Source organism: Paraburkholderia sp. Ac-20336, assembly GCF_017105025.1.
Taxonomy (GTDB): Bacteria; Pseudomonadota; Gammaproteobacteria; order Burkholderiales; family Burkholderiaceae; genus Paraburkholderia.
Genome location: NZ_JAAGPS010000023.1, coordinates 43776 through 62945 on the forward strand (window position 1 = coordinate 43776; position 19170 = coordinate 62945).

A 19170-nucleotide genomic window follows, 5' to 3' on the forward strand; every position below is an offset into this window, starting at 1 on the left:
TTATTCGAGAAGATCATGAGCGACCTACCCATTCTCGAAATGACCGGCATCGACAAGACGTTCCCGGGCGTCAAGGCGTTGCAGCAGGTCGATTTCCGGCTTTTCCCCGGTGAGATTCATACGCTGATGGGCCAGAACGGCGCGGGAAAATCCACGCTCATCAATGTGCTGACCGGCGTGTTTCCGCATGATCTCGGCGAGATTCGCCTTGGCGGGCGGCCGGTCCGCTTCGCCGCGCCGCTCGAAGCCGAAGCGGCCGGCATCCAGACGCTCTACCAGGAAGTGAATCTTTGTCCGAACCTGTCGGTGGCCGAAAACATCTTTGCCGGCCGGCATCCGAAGAAGCGCGGAACGATCGACTGGAAGGCGATCAATACCAAAGCGCGCGAGGCCCTGGCCGCGCTGGATCTGTTCGTCGACGTCACGCGTTCGCTGGACTCCTATCCGATTGCGGTTCAGCAGATGGTGGCGATTGCGCGCGCCGTGTCGGTTGACGCGAGCGTGCTGATTCTCGACGAACCCACTTCGAGTCTCGACGACGGCGAAGTCGCGCGGCTTTTCGCCGTGCTGCGCCGCTTGAGGGAAGCGGGCATGGCGATTCTGTTCGTGACGCACTTTCTCGAACAGACCTATGCGGTATCGGACCGCATTACCGTGATGCGCAATGGCACGCGCGAAGGCGAGTATCTGGCCAAAGACTTGCCCGTCGACGTACTGGTGGCCAAGATGACCGGCCGCGAAGGCGCGAACGAGGCGCTCAAGGCCGATGCGTCGGACACTGCACGTTCGGCGAGCGCGGCCGCGCCTTTCCTTTCCATGCAGGGAGTAGGGCGGCGCGGGCTGATGAGTCCCGTCGATCTCGACGTATGCCCCGGCCAGATCGTCGGCCTTGCGGGACTGCTCGGCTCGGGCCGCACCGAGACCGCGCGGCTGGTGTTCGGCGCCGAACGCGCGGACACCGGAACGATGCGGATCGACGGGCACAGCGTGAAGCTCGCTTCGCCGCGCGACGCGGTGCGCCACGGCATCGCCTGTTGTCCCGAGGACCGCAAGAAGGAAGGCATCGTCGCCGCATTGTCGATCCGGGAGAACATCATCCTGGCATTGCAGGCGCGACGCGGCTGGTGGCGTCTGCTGAGCTACGCCCGCCAGCGGAAAATGGCCGAGCAGTACATCGCGCAACTCGGCATCAAGGCACACGACGCCGAGCAGCCGATCGGGCTGCTGTCGGGCGGCAATCAGCAGAAAGTACTGCTGGCGCGCTGGCTTGCCACGGAGCCCAAACTCCTGATTCTGGACGAGCCGACACGCGGCATCGACGTGGCCGCGAAGTTCGAGATCATGGACCGCGTGCGCTCGCTGTGCGCGAAAGGCCTCGCGATTCTGTTCATCTCCTCTGAAATGAGCGAAGTGGTGCGCGTCAGCCACAAGATCGCCGTTTTGCGCGACCGGCGCAAGGTCGCCGAGATTGCCGGCGAACATCTTTCGGAGGACCAGGTGTATCAACTCATTGCAGGAGGTCAGTCATGAAACGGCTCCACGCGCTGGCGCGGCATCAGTTGCTCTGGCCCGCCCTCACGCTGATCCTGCTGATTCTTCTCGACGTTGCGCATCGCGCGAGTTTCCTTTCCCTGACGATTCTCGACGGCCATCTTTTCGGCGCACCGATCGACATCCTCAATCGTGCCGCCCCGCTCGTGATCGTCTCGCTCGGCATGACGCTGGTCATCGCGACGCGCGGCATCGACATCTCGGTCGGGGCGACGGTGGCGATGGCCGGCGCGGCTGCCGCGGTCATTCTCGAAGCGGACCCGTCGCGCGTCGGCATGGCGCTTGGCGCGGCGCTCGCCGTCGGGCTGCTGGCCGGGATGTGGAACGGCCTGCTGGTCGCGTTCGTCGGCATGCAGCCGATCATCGCCACGCTCATCCTGATGGTGGCCGGGCGAGGCGTGGCGCAACTGCTGACCGGCGGGCAGATCATTCCCATCGGCGCGGAAGGCTACCTCAGGCTCGGCGACGGCTATCTGGCGATGGTGCCGTGCTCGGTCTGGATCGCGCTCGTCGTCAGCGTGGTGCTCACGCTGCTCGTGAACCGCACGGCGCTCGGACTTTTCGTGCGCGCCATCGGCATCAACCCCGTTGCAACGCGGCTGGTCGGGCTGCGCTCCAGCGCGATCGTGTTCGGCGTGTATGTGATCTGCGGGTTGATGGCGGCGGTGGCCGGGATCATCATCAGCTCGAACGTGCGGAGTGCTGATGGAAACAATGCCGGGTTGCTGCTCGAACTCGATGCGATCCTGGCCGTGACGCTCGGCGGCACGTCGCTGCTGGGCGGGCGCTTCAGCCTGGGCGGCACGGTGCTCGGGGCCCTGATTATCCAGACGCTGACGTATACGACCTATTCGATCGGCGTGCCGCCCGAGGCCACGCTCGTCGTCAAGGCGGTCGTGGTGATCGTGGTCAGCGTGATCCAGTCGGAAGCCGCGCGGGCGATGCTGCTCAAACCGATGAAAAATCTTTTTTCCCCGGCGCGCCAGTGCGCATCCACCGGAACGAGCACATCATGAGAAAGTTGACTGGCCGGCTGGCCGATCCGAGAACCTTGCCCATTGTCGCCACGATCGTGCTGTTCGTCGCGCTGTTCGGCTTTGGCTCCGTCATGTACACCGGATTCTTTTCGATGCAGGTACTCACGGGCCTGCTCGTCGACAACGCGTTCCTGCTCGTCGTGGCTATCGGCATGACGTTCGTGATCCTGTCGGGGGGCATCGACCTGTCGGTCGGGGCGGTGGTCGCGTTGACCACGATACTGTGCGCGGTGGGCGCGGAGTGGCTGCATTGGCCCATCTGGATCGTCGTGCCGATCGTGCTCGTATTCGGCACGCTGTATGGCGCGGCGATGGGAGTGCTGATTCACTTCTTCCGTCTGCAGCCGTTCATCATCACACTGGCCGGGATGTTTCTTGCGCGCGGCGCGTGCTTTCTGATTACGACACAGTCCATCACGATCAACGAGCCGACTTTCCATGCGGTTGCGTCATTGAGCCTGCCGCTGGGCGGCGGTTCCCTGAATGCGGGGGCGCTGATCGGCATCGCGGCGCTCGTCGTCGCGATTTTTATCGCGCACTTTACGCGCTTCGGGCGCAACGTCTATGCGATCGGCGGCAATGAGCGTTCCGCGTTGCTGATGGGCTTGCCGGTCGCGCGAACGAAGATCGCCGTCTATGCGTTGAGCGGTTTCTGCGCGGCGCTCGGCGGCGTGATCTTTACGCTGTACGTGCTCTCGGGCTACGGGCTTCAGGCGCAGGGCATGGAACTCGACGCTATTGCCGCGACGGTGATCGGCGGAACGCTATTGACGGGGGGCGTCGGCTACGTCATCGGTTCGCTTTTCGGCGTCGGCATTCTCGGCACGATTCAGACGCTGATTACTTTCGACGGAACGCTGAGTTCGTGGTGGACGCGCATTGTCATCGGCGCACTGCTCTGCGTGTTCTGCCTTCTGCAACGGATGATCGAGCGACAGGCGGGACGCCGCCGCACGGGCGGCGCCGGTCTGGGGCCCCGCTCGAAAGAGCCGTCGAACGGCGGGCAGCGCAGGCCGGAGCAGCATGGCGGCGGCGATCCTGTCACGATGGTCTGAGCGTTTCCGGTTGCCATCCAGTCTGTCTGATCGGGGAGAGGAACGTGCTCGATACATGGGAAGCGGATTTACGAGAACCTGTCTTCGTGAAGGCCGCGAGCCTCGGTGGCCCGATTGCGGCGCAGCGGAGAGGATGCACCGGCAAACGATGCTTTCGAACGCTTATCTGCGGCTCGGCATCGAGGCGGGGCCGCACGGCGGCATCACGCAACTGGACTGGCATGACCGGGGCATCTGGACACCCGTTTTTCGACGGGCGGAACGATCGGGTCATATGCCGGCTCGTGGGCTATCGTGTCAGCCGTTGATTCGGATAACGAAGCCGGGAAAGGTACTCGGGGCTTCGAGGAAGTCGTCGGGGGTGCGGCTGACCGGTGTCGGACGACCGTTTCCGCTTGCCTACGTCGTGCTCGCGGATGACTGGAACGTCGAATCCGCCGACGAGCGAACCGCCCGTCTCAAGACTGAAGTTGCCGGTTCCTGTCGGGCGATCCAGACCTACGAGCTTGATGGGCCGACATTGGCCATCACCGTGGAACTCGAGAATTGCGGCCGTGCGCCGCTACAGTGCGGAATCGATATCAGGCCTGTCCTGACGCGGGATCTCGATACGCGCATTAGCGCACCAGCAGGCGGAATCTGGCTGGCCGGAGAAAGCGGCCATGCGCCGAGGCTCGTGCCGACGCCGGTGGCCTGGCAGTTCGGAGTGACGCACCATTTGCCGGCGACAAAGATCGATCACACGTTTACTCGCTGGGGCGGGAGAGCGCTGGTTGAATGGCCTGCGCGCCAGTTTTCTCTCGCGATCGTGGGCAATACGGACTGTTATCGGCTTCGCGCGCATCCGCAGGAAGATTCGTTTTCGTTTCAGGTGGTCAATGACCAGTCGGAACACAACTGCATTCAGGACGGCGATAACGTGTGCGGGCTGACGGTTCTCGGCGCGGGAAAGACGCTGACGCGCCGGGTCAGTTTCACGGTCGAACGTCTTGTGTCCTTGACCCGGGCCACGCGCCCGTCATACGCGTCGTCGTGAGATCAATGGGCAAAAAAGCGGGAAAAACATGAACAAGGCTGCCTTCTGGGGAACACTCCCCGATGGACGAAACGTGCGAACGCATCTTCTTGCAAATTCGCAGGGAGGTTGTGTACGGATCAGCGAACTTGGCGCGGCGCTCGTATCGTGGCTCACGCCGGACAGGACCGGCCGATGCGCGGAGATCCTGCTCGGGCACGATACGCCGGCGGAGTACCTGGCCGCGGGTGCTTATATGGGCGCGCTCGTGGGCCGTTGGGCTAACAGGATCGCAGGTGCCAGATTCGCACTTGACGATATCGACTACAGGCTCACGCCAAACGAAGGGCAGAACCTGCTGCATGGTGGTGCCGGCGGGTTTCACGCCAGGTTGTGGACGGCCGAATACGAGGGGCAATCCCTGGTCATGCGGCTGGAATCGCGTGAGGGAGAAGAAAGTTTTCCGGGAAACGTGCAGGTCGAGGTGCGTTATACGTTGAGTGAAGATCACGCACTGACTATCGAATACACCGCCCATACCGATCGCGCGACTCCGTTGAACCTGACCAGTCATCCGTATTTCAATCTGTCGGGACGGCATGATGGCGATATTCGCAATCATCGCCTGACCATAGATTCCGGTGAGTACTTTGAAATTGACGAGGAACTGATTCCGCAACGGCGTGCATTCGTGGAAGGCAGTCCGTTCGACTTTCGCGAGGGCGCGACGATCGGTTCGCGGCTGGACGCGTCGAATCGGCAACTGGAACTCGCCTACGGTTTTGACCATTGCTATGTGCTTGATCGCGCGGGGAACGAGCAAGCGGACTGGACCCGCAAACCGCGTACCGTAGCGAAGGTGGTCGAACCCGAAAGCGGGCGTGTGCTTTCGGTCGAGACTGACCAGCCAGGGCTGCAGTTCTATAGCGGAAACCGGCTCGAAGGAGTACGAGGGAGAGACGGCTCGACATACAGGCGGAATTCCGGACTCTGCCTCGAAGCCGGCGGCTTTCCGAACCAGATCAATATGCCCGATCGTGAGAGCATGATTGTGACGAGCGAGAAGCCTTATAGGCAGGTCACGGTCTATCGCGCTGGCGTGATGGAGTAGGGCGCGCAAATTGGCGCCGGAGACATAACGAGTGGGGCGGCTTGCGACTGCATGCAGCGAATGCGAGAAGTCTCGGTGCAGGAAGTCAACCTGCCGCCCACTTTGGCCACGCGAAACCCTTTCGCGTGTTCGGCGCTTTACCAGCGATGGTGAACATGAGGCGCAATATGGCGCTCGTAGACTTCCCGCGCACGTCGCATGGCCTCTTCGGACAGTGAAGCGAGGCTTGCCGCCGAGACATTCGACGCCGCCTGAGCTGCGTTCTTGCTGCCCGGAATAATGACCGAGACGGCCTCTTCCATGAGAATCCAGCGCAGAGCCAGTTGTGCCATCGATGCCTCTACCGGTACGAGGCCGCGCAGTTCGTCGACCGCTTTCAACGCGACGTCATAGGGTACGCCGGAGAACGTTTCGCCAACGTCGAATGCCTCGCCATGGCGATTGAAGGCGCGATGGTCGTCGGGCGCGAAAACGGAATCGGCGGACATCTTGCCTGTGAGCATGCCGCTCGCGAGCGGTACTCGCGCAATGACCGCGATGTTCTTCTTTTGTGCCTGATCGAAGAACAGACCGGCGGGACGTTGACGGAACATGTTGTAGATAATCTGCACCGAAACCACATTGGGATATTCGATCGCCTTCAGTGCTTCTTCCACTTTTTCGACCGACACGCCGTAGAAGCGGATCTTGCCGGCAGCGACGAAGCTCTCCATCGCGTCGAACACTTCGGGGCGGTAATAGACTTCGGTCGGCGGGCAATGCAATTGCACGAGGTCGAGCGTGTCGACGCCGAGATTCGACAGACTCCGGTCGATAAAGCCTTCGAGCGCCTGCTTGTTCATATAGCCGCTGGTCACGTGCGGGTCGAGCCGGCGGCCGAGCTTGGTGGCGACGATGGGACGTTCGCCACCCCGCTGCCGCAATACGTCGCGAATGATTCGTTCCGAGCGGCCGTCGCCGTAGACGTCGGCGGTGTCGATGAAATTGACGCCGTTATCGAGAGAGGCGTTGAGCGCGGCCTTGGCATCGTCTTCCGCGACATCGCCCCACGAGCCGCCGATCGCCCATGCCCCAAAACCGATTTCCGACACGTCCCAGCCCGTGCGGCCGAATTTTCTTTTCGAAAGCGTCATTGAAGTACTTGTCCTCTATTTATGAAGTGACGTCGCAGGCGTTGCAATTGCCTTTGCATAAAGGTCGCCGTTCTCTTCGTAGTGTAACAGGCAGAGCGATAGATACGGAGTGACTGAATATCTGACTGGCATGAATTGAAATGAGCCTGGAAATAGGCTTTGATTTTGCGTAGTGAATATCTTGAGCCATTCGCAAAAGAATTATCTGTCCACTTCATAACTTGGTCACCTGAAATCTCTAATTTCATTTGTGCTGTACTCCTTCAACTAATGAGAGCCTGAATGACAAAGATCAAGTGGAATCATGCAGCAGCCCTCGCATTCTTCGCGGCGTCCCAGGTCGCCCACGCCGGCGCACCGAGCGTCGGCAGCCGCGAATACAAGGTACTGCTTATGCCGTCCGCATTCGACAGTTCTCCCGTCGATACCGCCAACCGCTTTCTGACCGACCTGCAGGCGAGCCTCGCGGCCAATGGTTTCGACAGCACCGTGAAGAAGAGCTTCAAGGCCGACCACGACCGCACCGTGCTGTACTACGATTCGCCGGGCACCTGCGTCGTCAGGCAGACCGGCTATTCGATGCGTGAGCGCGACGAAAGCGGCGATCGCAAGATCGAGTTGAAGTTCGGTTCGCCGAACGAAAGCACGTCGGCCAATACCGATGTCACCGGCAGTTCGTCGAAGGCAAGCAGCAAGCTCGAAGATGACATCACGCCGCCGTCGAACGAAACCTTCTCGCATTCCACGAGCGAGCCGCTTTCGGATTCGAAGAACATCAACCACCTCAGCGATATCAACGATCTGTTCCCGACTACGCACGCGTTCGACAGCATCAGCTCGCAGCCGCTTGTGCCGGTGAGCGGTCTGTCGATCCATGAACTGACCTTCGATGGCCCCACCAGCGATATCGGTCAGGAAGATGCCGACTTCACGATGACCGTTTGGTATGCGAATGGCTCGACCACGCCGGCACTTGCGGAAATTTCGTTCGAAGTCGACGTGAGCGACAAGGGTGTGTTTACCGACAAGGTCACTGCGCGCTCGCAGCTGATCTTCAACACGATTCAGGGCATGACGAACTGGGTGCAGTCGCCGAGTTCGACGAAAACGGCCTGGGTCTACAAGTACCAGCCGAGCTTCTGTAGCCAGTAACGTTCGTGGCGGCACCGCGCTGGCGTATTGCGATAGCCGGTGCGGTGCGATTCAGAGGTGGATACGGAGGTCGTTGCAGAGGTGCAGTGGTGCAGAGACGGATCAATGCAGCGTATCGAGCCGTCGCGTCCAGAGCGACGCAAACGCTACGTCCGACGCGTGGCGGGACGCTGCGCGAGCACGCCGGCCATCAGTGTTCGCCGAACAGTGCGTTAAAACGCGAGAGCACTTCGGTTCGCGATTTCGTGTTGCCGCCGCCATCCTGCTGCAGCAGCTTGAGGTCTTTCAGACGCTGGCGCGGCGTGTCGATGTCGTCGCGCGCGTCCGCCTGCGCGTGCGACGATTTGAGGATCATCATCGGACGCGGCGCGATCACGGTGCCGCTGCTCGGGAAGATCACTTTCACCGATTCGCCGTTGGCCGCCGCGCCGTAGGCGACATAGTCGACCGCGCCGAACACCGCGGATTTCGCGCCCTGCAGAACCGGGTTGATCGCCTGCGCGTTCGGCCCGAGCATGACCATGCCGTTCTTGTGCAGATTGTCGAACAGCGTCCATGCGGCTTCGCCGAGACGCGCCTGCAAGCCGCCGCCGAGGTTTTCGTTGCTGGTGATGCCCCAGCAGGGGCCGGACATGTCGCCCGACGCCATGCGCGTGATGCTATGGGTCTGTCCGTTCGACAACGATGCGTGGGTGAGGTATTCGAGTCCGCTATCGAGAATGCCGTAGAGCGTGACCGAGGAACCGGAGATGGCTGCCGTTTTGCTGGCGTGTGCGCAGGCATCGAGAATTACGTGGCTGGCGGTTTGTCGCTATCGCTTGCATTCGTTGTGATGGCGAGGTGGCTTTGCAGTGAGGGATAGCGTCCAGCTAAAGTCAGAAGGATCGTTGCACCAAGCTTGCGCGCAAACTCATCGTCGAGCGTGTATCCGAAATCCGCGATTGGAACATCGAAGCTGGTGCTTTTCGCCATTGCGCTGGTGACCGCGCTTTGCGCGACGTGATGATGGGAGATCGTTTGTGTTTCTTCGTCGTGGAGAGTGATGATGCATGTTGGGCGTTTGGGTTGCATTAAGAGCCTCTGCATTGGGTCTTTTTCGATGGATCACGATGCGACCAATTGACTGGCGCTTCGGTAGATATCTGCAAGCGCGATCGCAATTCCGGATTAGGCCCGGCAAGAGCCATGATGGCCATGCCACCTAGCTTGCGTGCGTCGTCGTCGGTGAAGGGGGCTGAGGAATGTTCGGGCGCGTCCGGCGGTACTGTAATAGCCATGACGCGGTTGATCGCGGTCTGCACAAATGGACGTGGAACGACGCAAAATTTCACCTGACCTGTTTGCTCGTCGTAGAAAGTGATGAAAGCGGTTTGCCGGTCAATCATTGATAACCTCGACAGTTCTGGTAGTTCTGCATTGCACGATCAGCGAGCAAACCTGTCATGTCGTCGAATCGCGTATTACAGAAGAATGAATCGCTGAAGCCGTTGCGAATGCCGTAGTACTCCCTGGCAGGCGCAGCAACATGCCGTGTGCGAGTTAGCGCATTTCGCAACATCGTGGAAAACTGTCAACAAAAGCCGGTAGAGGTCAGTTGAGCGAGTCCGGCATTTCCGCCTTGGGGTTTTCGCCAGGTCGTTTGTAGTCAGGCAGCAGCCTGTTTCAATCGACGAGAGCAGGAGTGCCTTGATCGGCAACGTCTGTGAGGGACGAGGCCGTCATCGGAATACGCTCGGGAGTGACTGCGCGTCATCGAACGCGGTATGGTACAGGCGCCGGTTCTTCCCGGACTCGGCACCACGCTGACGCAACGGTGCGAGAATCGGCCTGAATCACCGCATCCACTCGCATTCAACTTTCACAAAAGAGGCAACCGATATGTCGATTCTGACCGCCGCATTGCGCCAGCAACTGGAAAAGATCAGCACCGCCACGCTCGCAACCGCGCTCTACAAGCGCGGCTTTCGCCAGCAGGTGATTCAGGGTGTCACTCCGCTTGCGCGGCTCGACAGGAGCATGGTGGGCGAGGCGTTCACGCTTCGCTATATCCCGGCGCGCGAGGACCGCAACGGGCTGGAAGTTTTCCGCAACCCCGAGCATCCGCAGCGCAAGGCCGTCGAGACGTGCCCCGCGGGCGCGGTCCTCGTGATGGACAGCCGTAACGATCCGCGCGCGGCGTCGGCCGGCGGCATTCTCGTGACGCGGCTCATGAAGCGCGGCGTGGCGGGCGTGGTGACCGATGGCGGTTTCCGCGACGCCGACGATATCGCGCGCGTCGGCATGCCCGCGTTCCACACGCGTCCGTCGGCACCGACTAATCTGACCTTGCACGAAGCGCTCGATATCGACGTGCCGATCGGTTGCGGCGGCGCGCCCGTGTTTCCTGGCGATGTCATCGTCGGCGACAACGACGGCGTGATCGTCATTCCCGCGCATCTGGTGGAAGAGATCGCGGCGGAAGCCACCGAGATGACCGCATTCGAGGACTTCGTGATGGAGCAGGTGAAGGCGGGCGAAACCATCGTCGGTCTCTATCCGGCGACGAAACAGGAAACGCTCGACAGGTTCGCGGCATGGCGCAGCCGTAACGGTCGCTGAGCCCGTACGGAAACCGCGGCGAACTCAGACTTTCGCCACCGGCGCGATACGGAAGACACTCACCACATCCGACATACGCGCGGCCTGCTCCTCGAGCGAAACCGCCGCGGCAGCCGCTTCCTCGACGAGCGCCGCGTTCTGCTGCGTGACTTCGTCCATCTGCGTGACGGCCCGGTTGACCTGCTCGATGCCGTCGCTTTGTTCTTCGGAGGCCACCGCGATCTCGGACATGATGTCGGTCACGCGCCGCACCGCGTTGTTGATTTCGTTCATCGTGTGGCCGGCGCGGCCGACGAGTTCCGTGCCGTTGCCGACGCGTTCGACCGACTCGTTGATCAGCGCCTTGATTTCCTTGGCGGCCGTCGCGCTGCGTTGGGCGAGCGTGCGAACCTCGCCCGCGACGACGGCGAAGCCGCGTCCCTGTTCGCCCGCGCGAGCCGCTTCGACGGCGGCGTTCAGCGCGAGGATATTGGTCTGGAACGCAATGCCTTCGATCACGCCGATGATGTCGGCGATCTGCTTCGAACTGCCGTTGATGCCGTCCATCGTTTCGATCACCTGCAAGACCACCGCGCTGCCTTCGTGCGCGACCGATGAGGCGGTGCGTGCGAGTTCGGTCGCCTGACGCGCGTTGTCCGCGTTCTGGCGCACGGTCGATGTCAGTTGCTCCATGCTCGACGCGGTTTCTTCGAGCGACGCGGCCTGTTCTTCCGTGCGTTGCGAGAGGTCGGTGTTGCCGGCCGAAATCTGCGCCGTTGCCGTCGCGATGGACTGCGTGCCGTGACGCACGGTGGCGAGCGTGGTCGTGAGTTTCTGCTGCATGCCCTTGAGGCCATCCATGAGCTGGCCCATTTCGTCGCGGGAACGAACCTCGACGTGCTGCGTGAGGTCGCCCGACGAAATCGCGCGGAAATGCGCGAGCGCTTCGTCGAGCGGGCGCGCGATCGCCGCGCGCAGGGTGTTCCATGCAAAAAACGCGAGGACGAGTCCCGCGAGCAGACCGATGCCGGTGATCGACATGATCAGATGAAAGCGCGCCTGTGCGCTTTCGTAAAGGGCTTTGGCCTGCTGTCCCTGCAGCTTTTGCAGCGACGAAATGCCTTCGGCGATGTCATTGAACGGCGGGGTCAACTGCCGGGCGACGATATCGCTGAGGGTCGCGGTGTCATGGGTGTCGATCGCGTTGAAGGTTCTGGCGAGAATTCCCGCCTCGAACGTCTTGCGCTTTTCGGTCAGATCGGTGGCGAGGCGTGCTTCCTCGCCGCTCGACGGCAGCGCGCGATACGCTTCCCATGCGGTGTCGGACTTGCTGAAGAAGCCGCGGGCGCGCTTGAGCAGATCGGCGACGTCGCTGCGCGTGGGCTCGACGGCAATCCGGTCGAGCACGAGCCGGCCGCGCGCATAGTTCACGCTGGCTTCCGACAGCGTGACCGACGACGCAAGTTGATTCGTGTACATCTGCTTCTGATCCGCATTGCTCATCCAGATGCCGACGGCGCCGAGTGCGGCCCCGATAATCAGCAAAGACGCCAGAAAACCCATGGCCAGCGCGAGTCGGGCGCGAATCGTCAAATTCTTCAGCATTGCAATTAGTTAGCTAAACGAAATGGATGTCGGATGCCGTGGAGTCAGGCACGGCGCACAACGATGTTTACGGCCATGCGGTTCGGATCTTGAATATTGTCTGGAAATATTTGCGATCGGGTCAAATTCGTGTCGGTCAAAAGTACGCGGGGCTTCGCGCTTCGTGACCGTGCCGTTCGCGCTTTGGCGGCTCGCACCGACATTGTTCAGCCACGCCAGCTAGTCTTTTCAGCAGACGATACTTTTTCCGGATCGAAACCCGGCTTAAAGTGTGGGCCTTCAATCTGGCATCAGTGTCCCCATGCATATCGATACACCCACTGCTTCTACCCGAGCTTCAACCCCAGCCTCCCTCGAAGGCGGTTCGACGTCCGCCGGTCAATGGCTATCCGTCATTGCCGTTGCCGTCAGCGCGTTCGCGTTCGTGACGGCCGAGTTTCTGCCGGTCGGCCTGCTGCCGCAAATCGCCCACGACCTGGGCGTGTCCACCGGCGTTGCGGGTCTCATGGTCACCACGCCCGGCGTGATGGCCGCGATATTCGCGCCGACCCTCATCGTCGGCGCCGGCCGCACGGACCGCCGCTACGTTTTCCTGCTGCTCACCGCGGTGCTGCTGATCGCGAACATCGTGTGCGCCATTGCGCCGAATTTTCCGGTCATGCTGGTGGGCCGTGCCTTGCTCGGCGCCGCGCTGGGCGGCTTCTGGACCCTGGCGACGGCGGCGGCGCCGCGACTCGTGCAGGCAAAAGACGCGGCCCGGGCGACCGCGACCATTCTGACCGGCGTCACCTTCGCGACGGTGATCGGCGTGCCGCTCGGCACGTTCATCGCGTCGTTCGCCTCGTGGCGCATGGCCTTCGCCGCCACCGCGGGCCTCGTGTCGCTCGCCTTGCTGGCGCAGGTGTTCCTCGTGCCCGCGTTGCCGTCGGCATCGGCGTTGCGCATCGCAGACTTCAAGACACTGCTCGGCCGCTCTCATATGCGGCTCAGCATGCTGATGGTCGCGCTCGTGTTCGGCGCGCATTTCTCGACCTACACCTACATCGCGCCGCTGCTGGAGCACGACTTCTCGTTGAGCGCCATCACGCTGCTGCTGTTCGGATTCGGCCTGATCGGCTTCTTCTCCAATGCGTTGATGTCGATGGCGGTGTCGGACCATCTCAAGAAGTCCGTTGCCGCGATGGTGTTGCTGCTGCTCGGCGCGATGTCGTCGATGCTGCTGCTCGAGCATTCGCCCATCGGCGAGACCGTGGGGATGCTGCTGTGGGGCATCGCATTCGGCGCACTTCCGCTGTGCTTCAGCGTATGGATTCAGCGCGGCACGACCGACTTGCCCGAAGCGGGCTCGGCCTTGTTCATCAGCGTGATCCAGGTGGCGATTGCGGCGGGTTCGGCGGTCGGGGGCACCATCGTCGACCGCGCGGGTGTGCACGCCGACTTCACGCTGGGGCTCGGACTCGCCTTGCTCGGCATGGTGACGCTGCAACGGCTTGCCGCGGCGGAACGGCCTGCGAGGGCGGCTTCGCTCGATTGCGCGTGCGACGCGTCGCCCGATTGACGCTCTTGATTGAGCGCTCGCCTGAAGCCCGCTTGAGGCCCGCTTGAGGCCTGCCTGAAGCAACGCGCCTGAAGCACCCCGGCCGCCAACCTCACGCATACGCTATCCCCGTAGCGCTTCCCCCTCCCGCGCGAAGTTCGACCGACGCAGCAATTTGCTGCGTCGTCGGTACACCGATGCCGGGCCGCATTCCCGACTATCATTCTGTCAAGGCGAGGCCGCGCCGATTCGTTTGACAGGCGGGACCTCGTGGCTTCGCGCAGTTCCATACAGTTCCGCGCAGTTCTGTATTCGTCACTTATGAACATCGCCGAACATCGCACCGGCTCTTGCGGCCGGCGGCGAAGTTCGTCGATCATGAGCGTCTGGTGTTTTCCGCCGTTTTTTCGGGCCCGCGCTGGACCGTTGCAGATGCAGACCGGCCTGGCTCGAGTCTTCCTCTCAACCCTTACTTCACAGGACGGCAATATGTCACTTCGTATCAATGACGTCGCGCCCAACTTCACCGCGCGCACCACGCAGGGCACCATCGATTTCCATACGTGGATTGGAGACCAGTGGGCCATTCTGTTCTCGCATCCGAAGGACTTCACGCCGGTGTGCACCACCGAGCTGGGCTACATGGCGAAGATCGAACCCGAGTTCGAGCGGCGCAATGCCAAGCTGATCGGCCTGTCGGTCGACCCGGTCGAAGACCACGCAAGATGGGCCGCCGACATCGAGGAAACCCAGGGCGCCGCCGTCAAATATCCGATGATTGGCGACACCGATCTGGCGGTCGCCAAGCTCTACAACATGCTCCCGGCGGATGCCGGCGACACGAGCGAAGGGCGCACGGCCGCGACCAACGCCACCGTGCGCTCGGTGTTCGTGATCGGTCCGGACAAGCGGATCAAGCTGATGCTGACCTATCCGATGACCACCGGCCGCAACTTCGACGAAATCCTGCGCGTGCTCGACTCGATGCAGTTGACCGCGAAGTACAAGGTCGCCACGCCGGTCAACTGGAAGCAGGGCGAGGACGTCATCATCACACCGGCGGTGAGCAACGAAGAGGCGCAGCAGAGCTTCCCCGGCTTCAAGACCATCAAGCCGTATCTGCGCACCACCAAACAGCCGGGCTGAAACGCGGGCACGGCGCCGGCCCGCGCGGTAACTCGTACGGTAACTCGCGCGGCCGCCGCAGTGCCCTCTATGCCTGACTCGCACGAAGGCCCCCCGCGCCTTCCCTGTTTCCGAGGTTCGCGATGATCTTTCGCCAGCTATTCGATCCCGTTTCGTCGACCTATACCTACCTGCTCGGCGACAGCGGCGAGGCGCTGCTGATCGATCCGGTCTACGAGCAGGTGCCGCGCGACCTCGCGCTGCTCGGCGAACTGGGCCTGCGCCTGCTCGCGACACTCGACACGCACGTCCACGCCGATCACGTGACCGGCGCGTGGCGTTTGCAGCAGCGTTGCGGCAGCCGGATCGCGCTCGCCGAAGCGGTCGAAGCCGAGGGCGTGAGCCGGCCGCTGCGGCACGGCGAGCGCATCGATTTCGGCACGCGTCATCTGAGCGTGCGCGCGACGCCCGGCCATACCAACGGTTGCCTGACCTACGTTCTGGACGACCGGAGCATGGCCTTTACCGGCGACAGTCTGCTGATTCGCGGCTGCGGCCGCACCGATTTCCAGCAGGGCAGCCCGCAGCAACTGTTCGCTTCGGTGCGCGAGCAGATCCTGACGCTGCCCGACGATTGCCTGCTGTATCCCGCGCACGACTATCGCGGCATCACCGTGACGAGCGTGGCCGAGGAGCGGCGCTTCAACCCACGCCTTGGCGGCGATGTGGACCTCGGCGACTTCACCGGTCATATGAACAATCTGAATCTGCCGCATCCGAAGCTGATGGCCGTGGCGGTGCCCGCCAATCTGCGCTGCGGAAAACCGCAGGACGGCGCGGCGGCGATGGCGGCGGAAATGCCGGATTGGGCGTCGCTCACGCTGCGCTTTAGCGGCGTGTGGGAAATCGAGCCGATGGCGCTGCTCGAACACGGCGCGTCGTTCCAGATCGTCGACGTGCGCGAGGCGCCGGAATTCATCGATCGTCTCGGGCATTTGCCGGGCGCGAAGCTCGTGCCGCTGTCCCAGTTGACGGGCCGGCTCGACGAACTCGATCGCGAGCGGCCGGTCGTGGCGGTGTGCCGCTCCGGCGTTCGCTCGGCACAGGCCAGCGTGTTGCTGAGCAAGGCCGGTTTCGGCAAGGTCGCGAATCTCGCGGGCGGCATGCTGCGCTGGAAGATCGAGGGGCTGCCGGTGGCGTCGGATAGTGTCTGAAGCCGTGGCGCGCTTGCTCCGCAAGCACTTGCCGAGTCGCTGGAAAATGGCCGCTGCATCGGGCTTGTGCTGCTGTTTGCGTGCTTATGCATGGTTAGCGGTCAACGGCCGCCGCGCGAGAAGCGCCGGCAACGCCTCGAACGAGTCGATCAGCGCATCGCCTTGCAACGCGCCGCTTTCGCGGTTGCCGCCGCGCCAGCCATATCCGTAGTTGACGATAAACACCGGCAACCCGGCCGCGCGTGCCGCCGCGATATCGACGGAAGAATCGCCGACCAGCGCGCAACGTTGCGGATCGACGTCGAGCAGCCTGCATGCATGCCAAAGCGGTTGCGGCGACGGTTTCATGCTCGCGAGCGTATCGCCCGCGATCAGCACGTCCAGATAGGCGGCGAGTCCGCTCTTTTCCAGCAGCGGCGCCGCGAGCGCCTGCGGTTTGTTGGTCACGCAGGCGGCGCGATAACCGTGTTGGCGCAATTCGCGCAACCCCGTCATGACGCCGGGAAAGACGCGCCCCAACTGTCCGTTCGTCGCGGCATAGTGCCGCTCGAATACCGGCTGCGCGCGGTCGATGCCGACGCGCTCGTCGAGGCCCGCCGCGGCTAGCGAGCGGCGCACGAGATTGCGCACGCCATTGCCGATAAACGAGGTTACTGTGTCGAACGGCAGCGGCGCCGCACCGAATTCGTCGAGCATGCGGTTGACGGCGGCGACGATGTCCGGCGCGGTGTCGATCATCGTGCCGTCGAGGTCGAACAGCAGGGCTTTGCAATGGCTGTTCGTCGTCATGGGGTTCCCGCATTGGTTGGGCTCGCGCCCGGCTGCGCACGCGGCGCGGCATGACGCAGCGCGTCGCCATGCCAGCGCCGCAGCGTCTTCAGATCCACCCAGCGATGCCGTTCGCCGCGCACCGGCTCGATGAGCGGCAGGCGCGCATCGCCGAGATGGGGCAGCACGGCCAGCGCGCCGTCGAAAGAGTGGTGCGCCGTGTACGCGGTCGGCGTGACGACGACCGGCACCTGCGCGGCGTGCGCCGCGAGCAGGCCGTTGCCGGAGTCTTCGACGGCGAGGCAAGCCGAGGGATCGAGACCGAGCTGTTCGAGCACGTAGCGATAGACATCGGGCGCGGGCTTCTTCGCCGGCGTGGTCGCGCCGTCGCCGATGGCCGCGAAGCGCGTGCGCCAGGCCGCGCCGAAATGGCCCCGCAGCAGCGCGTCGAGGTTGGCCGGCGTCGTGGTCGTCGCGATCGCGACGCGCAGGCCGGCCGCGGCGGCTTCGTCGAGCAGGCGCGCGATGCCGGGGCGCAGCGGCAAGCCGTGGCGGCGCACCTGCTCGGTGTAGTGGAAGGTCTTGAGCGCGTGCAGCTTGTCGACGACCCGGGCGGCTTGCGCGCCCTCGGCTTCTGCGCCGTCGACCATGCGCCAGTAATGCCGCAGACGCTCCTTGCCGCCCGCCACTTCGAGCAGGCGCGCATAGAGCGCCTCGTCCCAGAACCAGTCGAGGCCCGCTTCCGCGAACGCGGCATTGAATGCGTGCAGATGAGCGGTTTCGGTGTCGGCGAGCGTGCCGTCGACGTCGAAGATAAGGGCTTGCATCGTGCGGCTCCGCTATCGTGATGCCTGTTCGGACCTCTACCACGATAGCGGAGTCGCCGGCCGATTTGAATTCAGAGATTCTTTCGCCGCCGATAAGCCGGTCCTTAAGTATGGGTCCGCGCTATTTGCGCCGCTGCGGATCGGTCACGAAGCCGAGCTTCGTCAAGCCGGCGCTCTGAGCCGCCGACATCACCTCGGCCACGCGCTCGTACGCGACCTTGCGATCGGCGCGCAAATGCAGCTCGGGCTGCGGCGTCGCCTGTGCGGCCTCGGCGATGCGCGCGCGCAGGCCGGCATCGGTGACGGGCTGGCCGTCCCACAGCAGCGAGCCGTCCGCCTGCACCGCGACGTCGACGTGCGCGGGCTTCAGCGCTTCGGGCTGGCTGCTCGCGTGCGGCAGGTCGATCCTGACCGCATGCTGCATCGCCGGAATCGTGACCAGAAAAATAATCAGTAGAACGAGCATCACGTCGACGAGCGGCGTCATGTTGATCTCGTTCATCAGACCTTGATCGTCGTCGTCGGAGAACGGGCTCATTGCCATTCGAGGTCTCCGTCGCGGCTCGCGTCGCCGTTGCGCGGCACGACGCGCATCTGCGGGCCCGCGCTCGACGGCAATTGCGCGCCGGTCACGAAGTAGGCGTGCAGGCCGTGCGCGAAACGCTTCAGGCGCGTGACGATCGCGCGGTTCGCGCGATTGAGCCCGTTGTAGCCGAGCACGGCGGGAATCGCCACGAACAGCCCGAACGCGGTCATGATGAGCGATTCGCCGACCGGTCCCGCGACGTGATCGATCGAGGTCTGCCCGGTCTCGCCGATCACGATCAGTGCATGGTAGATGCCCCACACCGTGCCGAACAGTCCGACAAAGGGCGCGGTGCTGCCGATCGAGGCGAGGATCGCGAGGCCGCTTTGCAGGCGCGCGACCGTGTCGTCCATCGTGTCCTGCAGGCCGCGCGTGATCCAGTCGGACACGTCGATACGGTCGTGCAGATGCTGCTGCGTCTGCCGATGATGCGTGGCCGCCTCGTGGCCCGCCAGCGCGAGTGCGAGCAGCGGGTTGTCATGCGCGCCCGCCTCGGGATCGCCGAGACTGCGCAGGCCGTCGTCGAAGCGGTCCGCGCTCCAGAAGCGCGCGTCGCTCTGCCGCGTGATGCGCCGGATGCGCAGCACCTGCAGCAGCTTCATGATGATGACCGTCCACGACATGACCGACATCACGACCAGCACGCTCAGAATGAAGCGCGTGACGAGATCGCCGGTTTCCCAGACATTCGCGAGTCCGTAATGTTGCATGGCGGTTTTCCTGGCTCCCTGGCTGTGGTCCTTCGAGGCAACGGCGTCATGCGCTTAATCGGTCATTCGCTCAGCCCGAACACGAACGACTGCGAGTAGGCGGCGCGCAGCGGCGTGCCGTTTTCGAGGTAGGGCCGGCACGCGCCCGCGTGGACGGCGGCGAGCGC

Annotated in this window: 19 protein-coding genes and 1 pseudogene; 10 read left to right on the forward strand and 10 right to left on the reverse strand. The window is 63.1% G+C overall.

All coding sequences use genetic code 11. From position 1 onward, the window contains the following. Positions 1-15: 15 nt before the first annotated feature. The 5 genes from GXB81_RS10595 to GXB81_RS10615 all read left to right on the forward strand — a co-directional run bounded on the left by GXB81_RS10595 (position 16) and on the right by GXB81_RS10615 (position 5769). Entirely contained in the window at positions 16-1530 is a 1515-nt protein-coding gene (locus GXB81_RS10595; RefSeq protein ID WP_205989089.1) for a sugar ABC transporter ATP-binding protein, read from the forward strand. After that, positions 1527-2567 (forward strand): ABC transporter permease, encoded by a 1041-nt coding sequence (locus GXB81_RS10600; protein ID WP_205989090.1) that lies wholly within the window; start codon positions 1527-1529, stop codon positions 2565-2567. Before GXB81_RS10595 ends, GXB81_RS10600 begins: the two co-directional genes overlap by 4 nt. Continuing rightward, on the forward strand, positions 2564-3643 hold the full coding sequence (gene yjfF, locus GXB81_RS10605) for a galactofuranose ABC transporter, permease protein YjfF (protein WP_167048867.1): 1080 nt from the start codon (positions 2564-2566) through the stop codon (positions 3641-3643). Before GXB81_RS10600 ends, yjfF begins: the two co-directional genes overlap by 4 nt. A gap of 148 nt (positions 3644-3791) precedes the next feature. Then, entirely contained in the window at positions 3792-4679 is an 888-nt protein-coding gene (locus tag GXB81_RS10610; protein ID WP_205989091.1) for an aldose 1-epimerase, read from the forward strand. Positions 4680-4707: 28 nt separating this feature from the next. After that, complete coding sequence (locus GXB81_RS10615) at positions 4708-5769, forward strand: aldose epimerase family protein (protein WP_205989092.1); 1062 nt, start codon at positions 4708-4710, stop codon at positions 5767-5769. A gap of 137 nt (positions 5770-5906) precedes the next feature. Here the strand turns inward: GXB81_RS10615 and GXB81_RS10620 are convergent, their stop codons facing one another. Then, positions 5907-6902, reverse strand: coding sequence for an aldo/keto reductase (locus GXB81_RS10620; RefSeq protein ID WP_167048861.1), 996 nt, complete (start codon positions 6900-6902; stop codon positions 5907-5909). Between the two features lie 282 nt (positions 6903-7184). On the opposite strand from GXB81_RS10620, the gene GXB81_RS10625 reads away from it, so the two are divergent. Then, a complete protein-coding gene (locus GXB81_RS10625) occupies positions 7185-8054 on the forward strand; it encodes a hypothetical protein (protein WP_205989093.1) in 870 nt (289 codons plus the stop codon). Positions 8055-8244: 190 nt separating this feature from the next. Here the strand turns inward: GXB81_RS10625 and GXB81_RS10630 are convergent, their stop codons facing one another. The 3 genes from GXB81_RS10630 to GXB81_RS10640 form a co-directional block, all read right to left on the reverse strand. Continuing rightward, positions 8245-8688: an ABC transporter substrate-binding protein gene (locus GXB81_RS10630; RefSeq protein WP_346777790.1), complete on the reverse strand. Its 444-nt coding sequence runs from the start codon at positions 8686-8688 to the stop codon at positions 8245-8247. A gap of 155 nt (positions 8689-8843) precedes the next feature. Continuing rightward, entirely contained in the window at positions 8844-9125 is a 282-nt protein-coding gene (locus GXB81_RS10635; protein ID WP_205989094.1) for a hypothetical protein, read from the reverse strand. Next, on the reverse strand, positions 9125-9439 hold the full coding sequence (locus GXB81_RS10640; protein ID WP_167284220.1) for a hypothetical protein: 315 nt from the start codon (positions 9437-9439) through the stop codon (positions 9125-9127). Before GXB81_RS10640 ends, GXB81_RS10635 begins: the two co-directional genes overlap by 1 nt. Positions 9440-9932: 493 nt before the next feature. Here GXB81_RS10640 and GXB81_RS10645 point away from each other — a divergent pair, with 493 nt between their 5' ends. After that, the gene (locus tag GXB81_RS10645; RefSeq protein WP_167039369.1) at positions 9933-10652 is read left to right on the forward strand and encodes a ribonuclease activity regulator RraA; all 720 of its coding nucleotides are present in this window, start codon (positions 9933-9935) and stop codon (positions 10650-10652) included. A 24-nt stretch (positions 10653-10676) separates the two neighbouring features. Here GXB81_RS10645 and GXB81_RS10650 read toward each other — a convergent pair whose 3' ends face one another. Continuing rightward, entirely contained in the window at positions 10677-12236 is a 1560-nt protein-coding gene (locus tag GXB81_RS10650; RefSeq protein WP_205989095.1) for a methyl-accepting chemotaxis protein, read from the reverse strand. 301 nt (positions 12237-12537) lie between these two features. Between GXB81_RS10650 and GXB81_RS10655 the strand changes: the two genes are divergently transcribed. The 3 genes from GXB81_RS10655 (at position 12538) to GXB81_RS10665 (ending at position 16112) form a co-directional block, all read left to right on the forward strand. After that, the gene (locus tag GXB81_RS10655; RefSeq protein ID WP_167284222.1) at positions 12538-13794 is read left to right on the forward strand and encodes an MFS transporter; all 1257 of its coding nucleotides are present in this window, start codon (positions 12538-12540) and stop codon (positions 13792-13794) included. 468 nt (positions 13795-14262) lie between these two features. After that, positions 14263-14919, forward strand: coding sequence for a peroxiredoxin (locus GXB81_RS10660; RefSeq protein ID WP_167039375.1), 657 nt, complete (start codon positions 14263-14265; stop codon positions 14917-14919). 122 nt (positions 14920-15041) lie between these two features. Beyond that, the gene (locus tag GXB81_RS10665) at positions 15042-16112 is read left to right on the forward strand and encodes an MBL fold metallo-hydrolase (protein WP_205989096.1); all 1071 of its coding nucleotides are present in this window, start codon (positions 15042-15044) and stop codon (positions 16110-16112) included. Between the two features lie 84 nt (positions 16113-16196). Here GXB81_RS10665 and gph read toward each other — a convergent pair whose 3' ends face one another. The 5 genes and pseudogenes from gph to GXB81_RS31395 form a co-directional block, all read right to left on the reverse strand. Next, the gene (gene gph / locus GXB81_RS10670; RefSeq protein ID WP_205989097.1) at positions 16197-16901 is read right to left on the reverse strand and encodes a phosphoglycolate phosphatase; all 705 of its coding nucleotides are present in this window, start codon (positions 16899-16901) and stop codon (positions 16197-16199) included. Continuing rightward, complete coding sequence (locus GXB81_RS10675; protein ID WP_205989098.1) at positions 16898-17707, reverse strand: HAD family hydrolase; 810 nt, start codon at positions 17705-17707, stop codon at positions 16898-16900. The genes gph and GXB81_RS10675 overlap by 4 nt, the downstream gene beginning before the upstream one ends. Positions 17708-17828: 121 nt before the next feature. Further along, on the reverse strand, positions 17829-18251 hold the full coding sequence (locus tag GXB81_RS10680) for a biopolymer transporter ExbD (RefSeq protein ID WP_167039383.1): 423 nt from the start codon (positions 18249-18251) through the stop codon (positions 17829-17831). Continuing rightward, complete coding sequence (locus GXB81_RS10685; RefSeq protein ID WP_167039385.1) at positions 18242-19003, reverse strand: MotA/TolQ/ExbB proton channel family protein; 762 nt, start codon at positions 19001-19003, stop codon at positions 18242-18244. Before GXB81_RS10685 ends, GXB81_RS10680 begins: the two co-directional genes overlap by 10 nt. Before the next feature lie 62 nt (positions 19004-19065). Beyond that, positions 19066-19170, reverse strand: a pseudogene (locus tag GXB81_RS31395) (energy transducer TonB); the annotation flags it as partial.

Coding starts and splice junctions, on each gene's coding strand:
- GXB81_RS10595 (WP_205989089.1), top strand. CDS start 16: ATGAGCGACCTACCCATTCTCGAAATGACCGGCATCGACAAGACGTTC.
- GXB81_RS10600 (WP_205989090.1), top strand. CDS start 1,527: ATGAAACGGCTCCACGCGCTGGCGCGGCATCAGTTGCTCTGGCCCGCC.
- yjfF (WP_167048867.1), top strand. CDS start 2,564: ATGAGAAAGTTGACTGGCCGGCTGGCCGATCCGAGAACCTTGCCCATT.
- GXB81_RS10610 (WP_205989091.1), top strand. CDS start 3,792: ATGCTTTCGAACGCTTATCTGCGGCTCGGCATCGAGGCGGGGCCGCAC.
- GXB81_RS10615 (WP_205989092.1), top strand. CDS start 4,708: ATGAACAAGGCTGCCTTCTGGGGAACACTCCCCGATGGACGAAACGTG.
- GXB81_RS10620 (WP_167048861.1), bottom strand. CDS start 6,902: ATGACGCTTTCGAAAAGAAAATTCGGCCGCACGGGCTGGGACGTGTCG.
- GXB81_RS10625 (WP_205989093.1), top strand. CDS start 7,185: ATGACAAAGATCAAGTGGAATCATGCAGCAGCCCTCGCATTCTTCGCG.
- GXB81_RS10630 (WP_346777790.1), bottom strand. CDS start 8,688: ATGTCCGGCCCCTGCTGGGGCATCACCAGCAACGAAAACCTCGGCGGC.
- GXB81_RS10635 (WP_205989094.1), bottom strand. CDS start 9,125: ATGCAACCCAAACGCCCAACATGCATCATCACTCTCCACGACGAAGAA.
- GXB81_RS10640 (WP_167284220.1), bottom strand. CDS start 9,439: ATGATTGACCGGCAAACCGCTTTCATCACTTTCTACGACGAGCAAACA.
- GXB81_RS10645 (WP_167039369.1), top strand. CDS start 9,933: ATGTCGATTCTGACCGCCGCATTGCGCCAGCAACTGGAAAAGATCAGC.
- GXB81_RS10650 (WP_205989095.1), bottom strand. CDS start 12,236: ATGCTGAAGAATTTGACGATTCGCGCCCGACTCGCGCTGGCCATGGGT.
- GXB81_RS10655 (WP_167284222.1), top strand. CDS start 12,538: ATGCATATCGATACACCCACTGCTTCTACCCGAGCTTCAACCCCAGCC.
- GXB81_RS10660 (WP_167039375.1), top strand. CDS start 14,263: ATGTCACTTCGTATCAATGACGTCGCGCCCAACTTCACCGCGCGCACC.
- GXB81_RS10665 (WP_205989096.1), top strand. CDS start 15,042: ATGATCTTTCGCCAGCTATTCGATCCCGTTTCGTCGACCTATACCTAC.
- gph (WP_205989097.1), bottom strand. CDS start 16,901: ATGACGACGAACAGCCATTGCAAAGCCCTGCTGTTCGACCTCGACGGC.
- GXB81_RS10675 (WP_205989098.1), bottom strand. CDS start 17,707: ATGCAAGCCCTTATCTTCGACGTCGACGGCACGCTCGCCGACACCGAA.
- GXB81_RS10680 (WP_167039383.1), bottom strand. CDS start 18,251: ATGGCAATGAGCCCGTTCTCCGACGACGACGATCAAGGTCTGATGAAC.
- GXB81_RS10685 (WP_167039385.1), bottom strand. CDS start 19,003: ATGCAACATTACGGACTCGCGAATGTCTGGGAAACCGGCGATCTCGTC.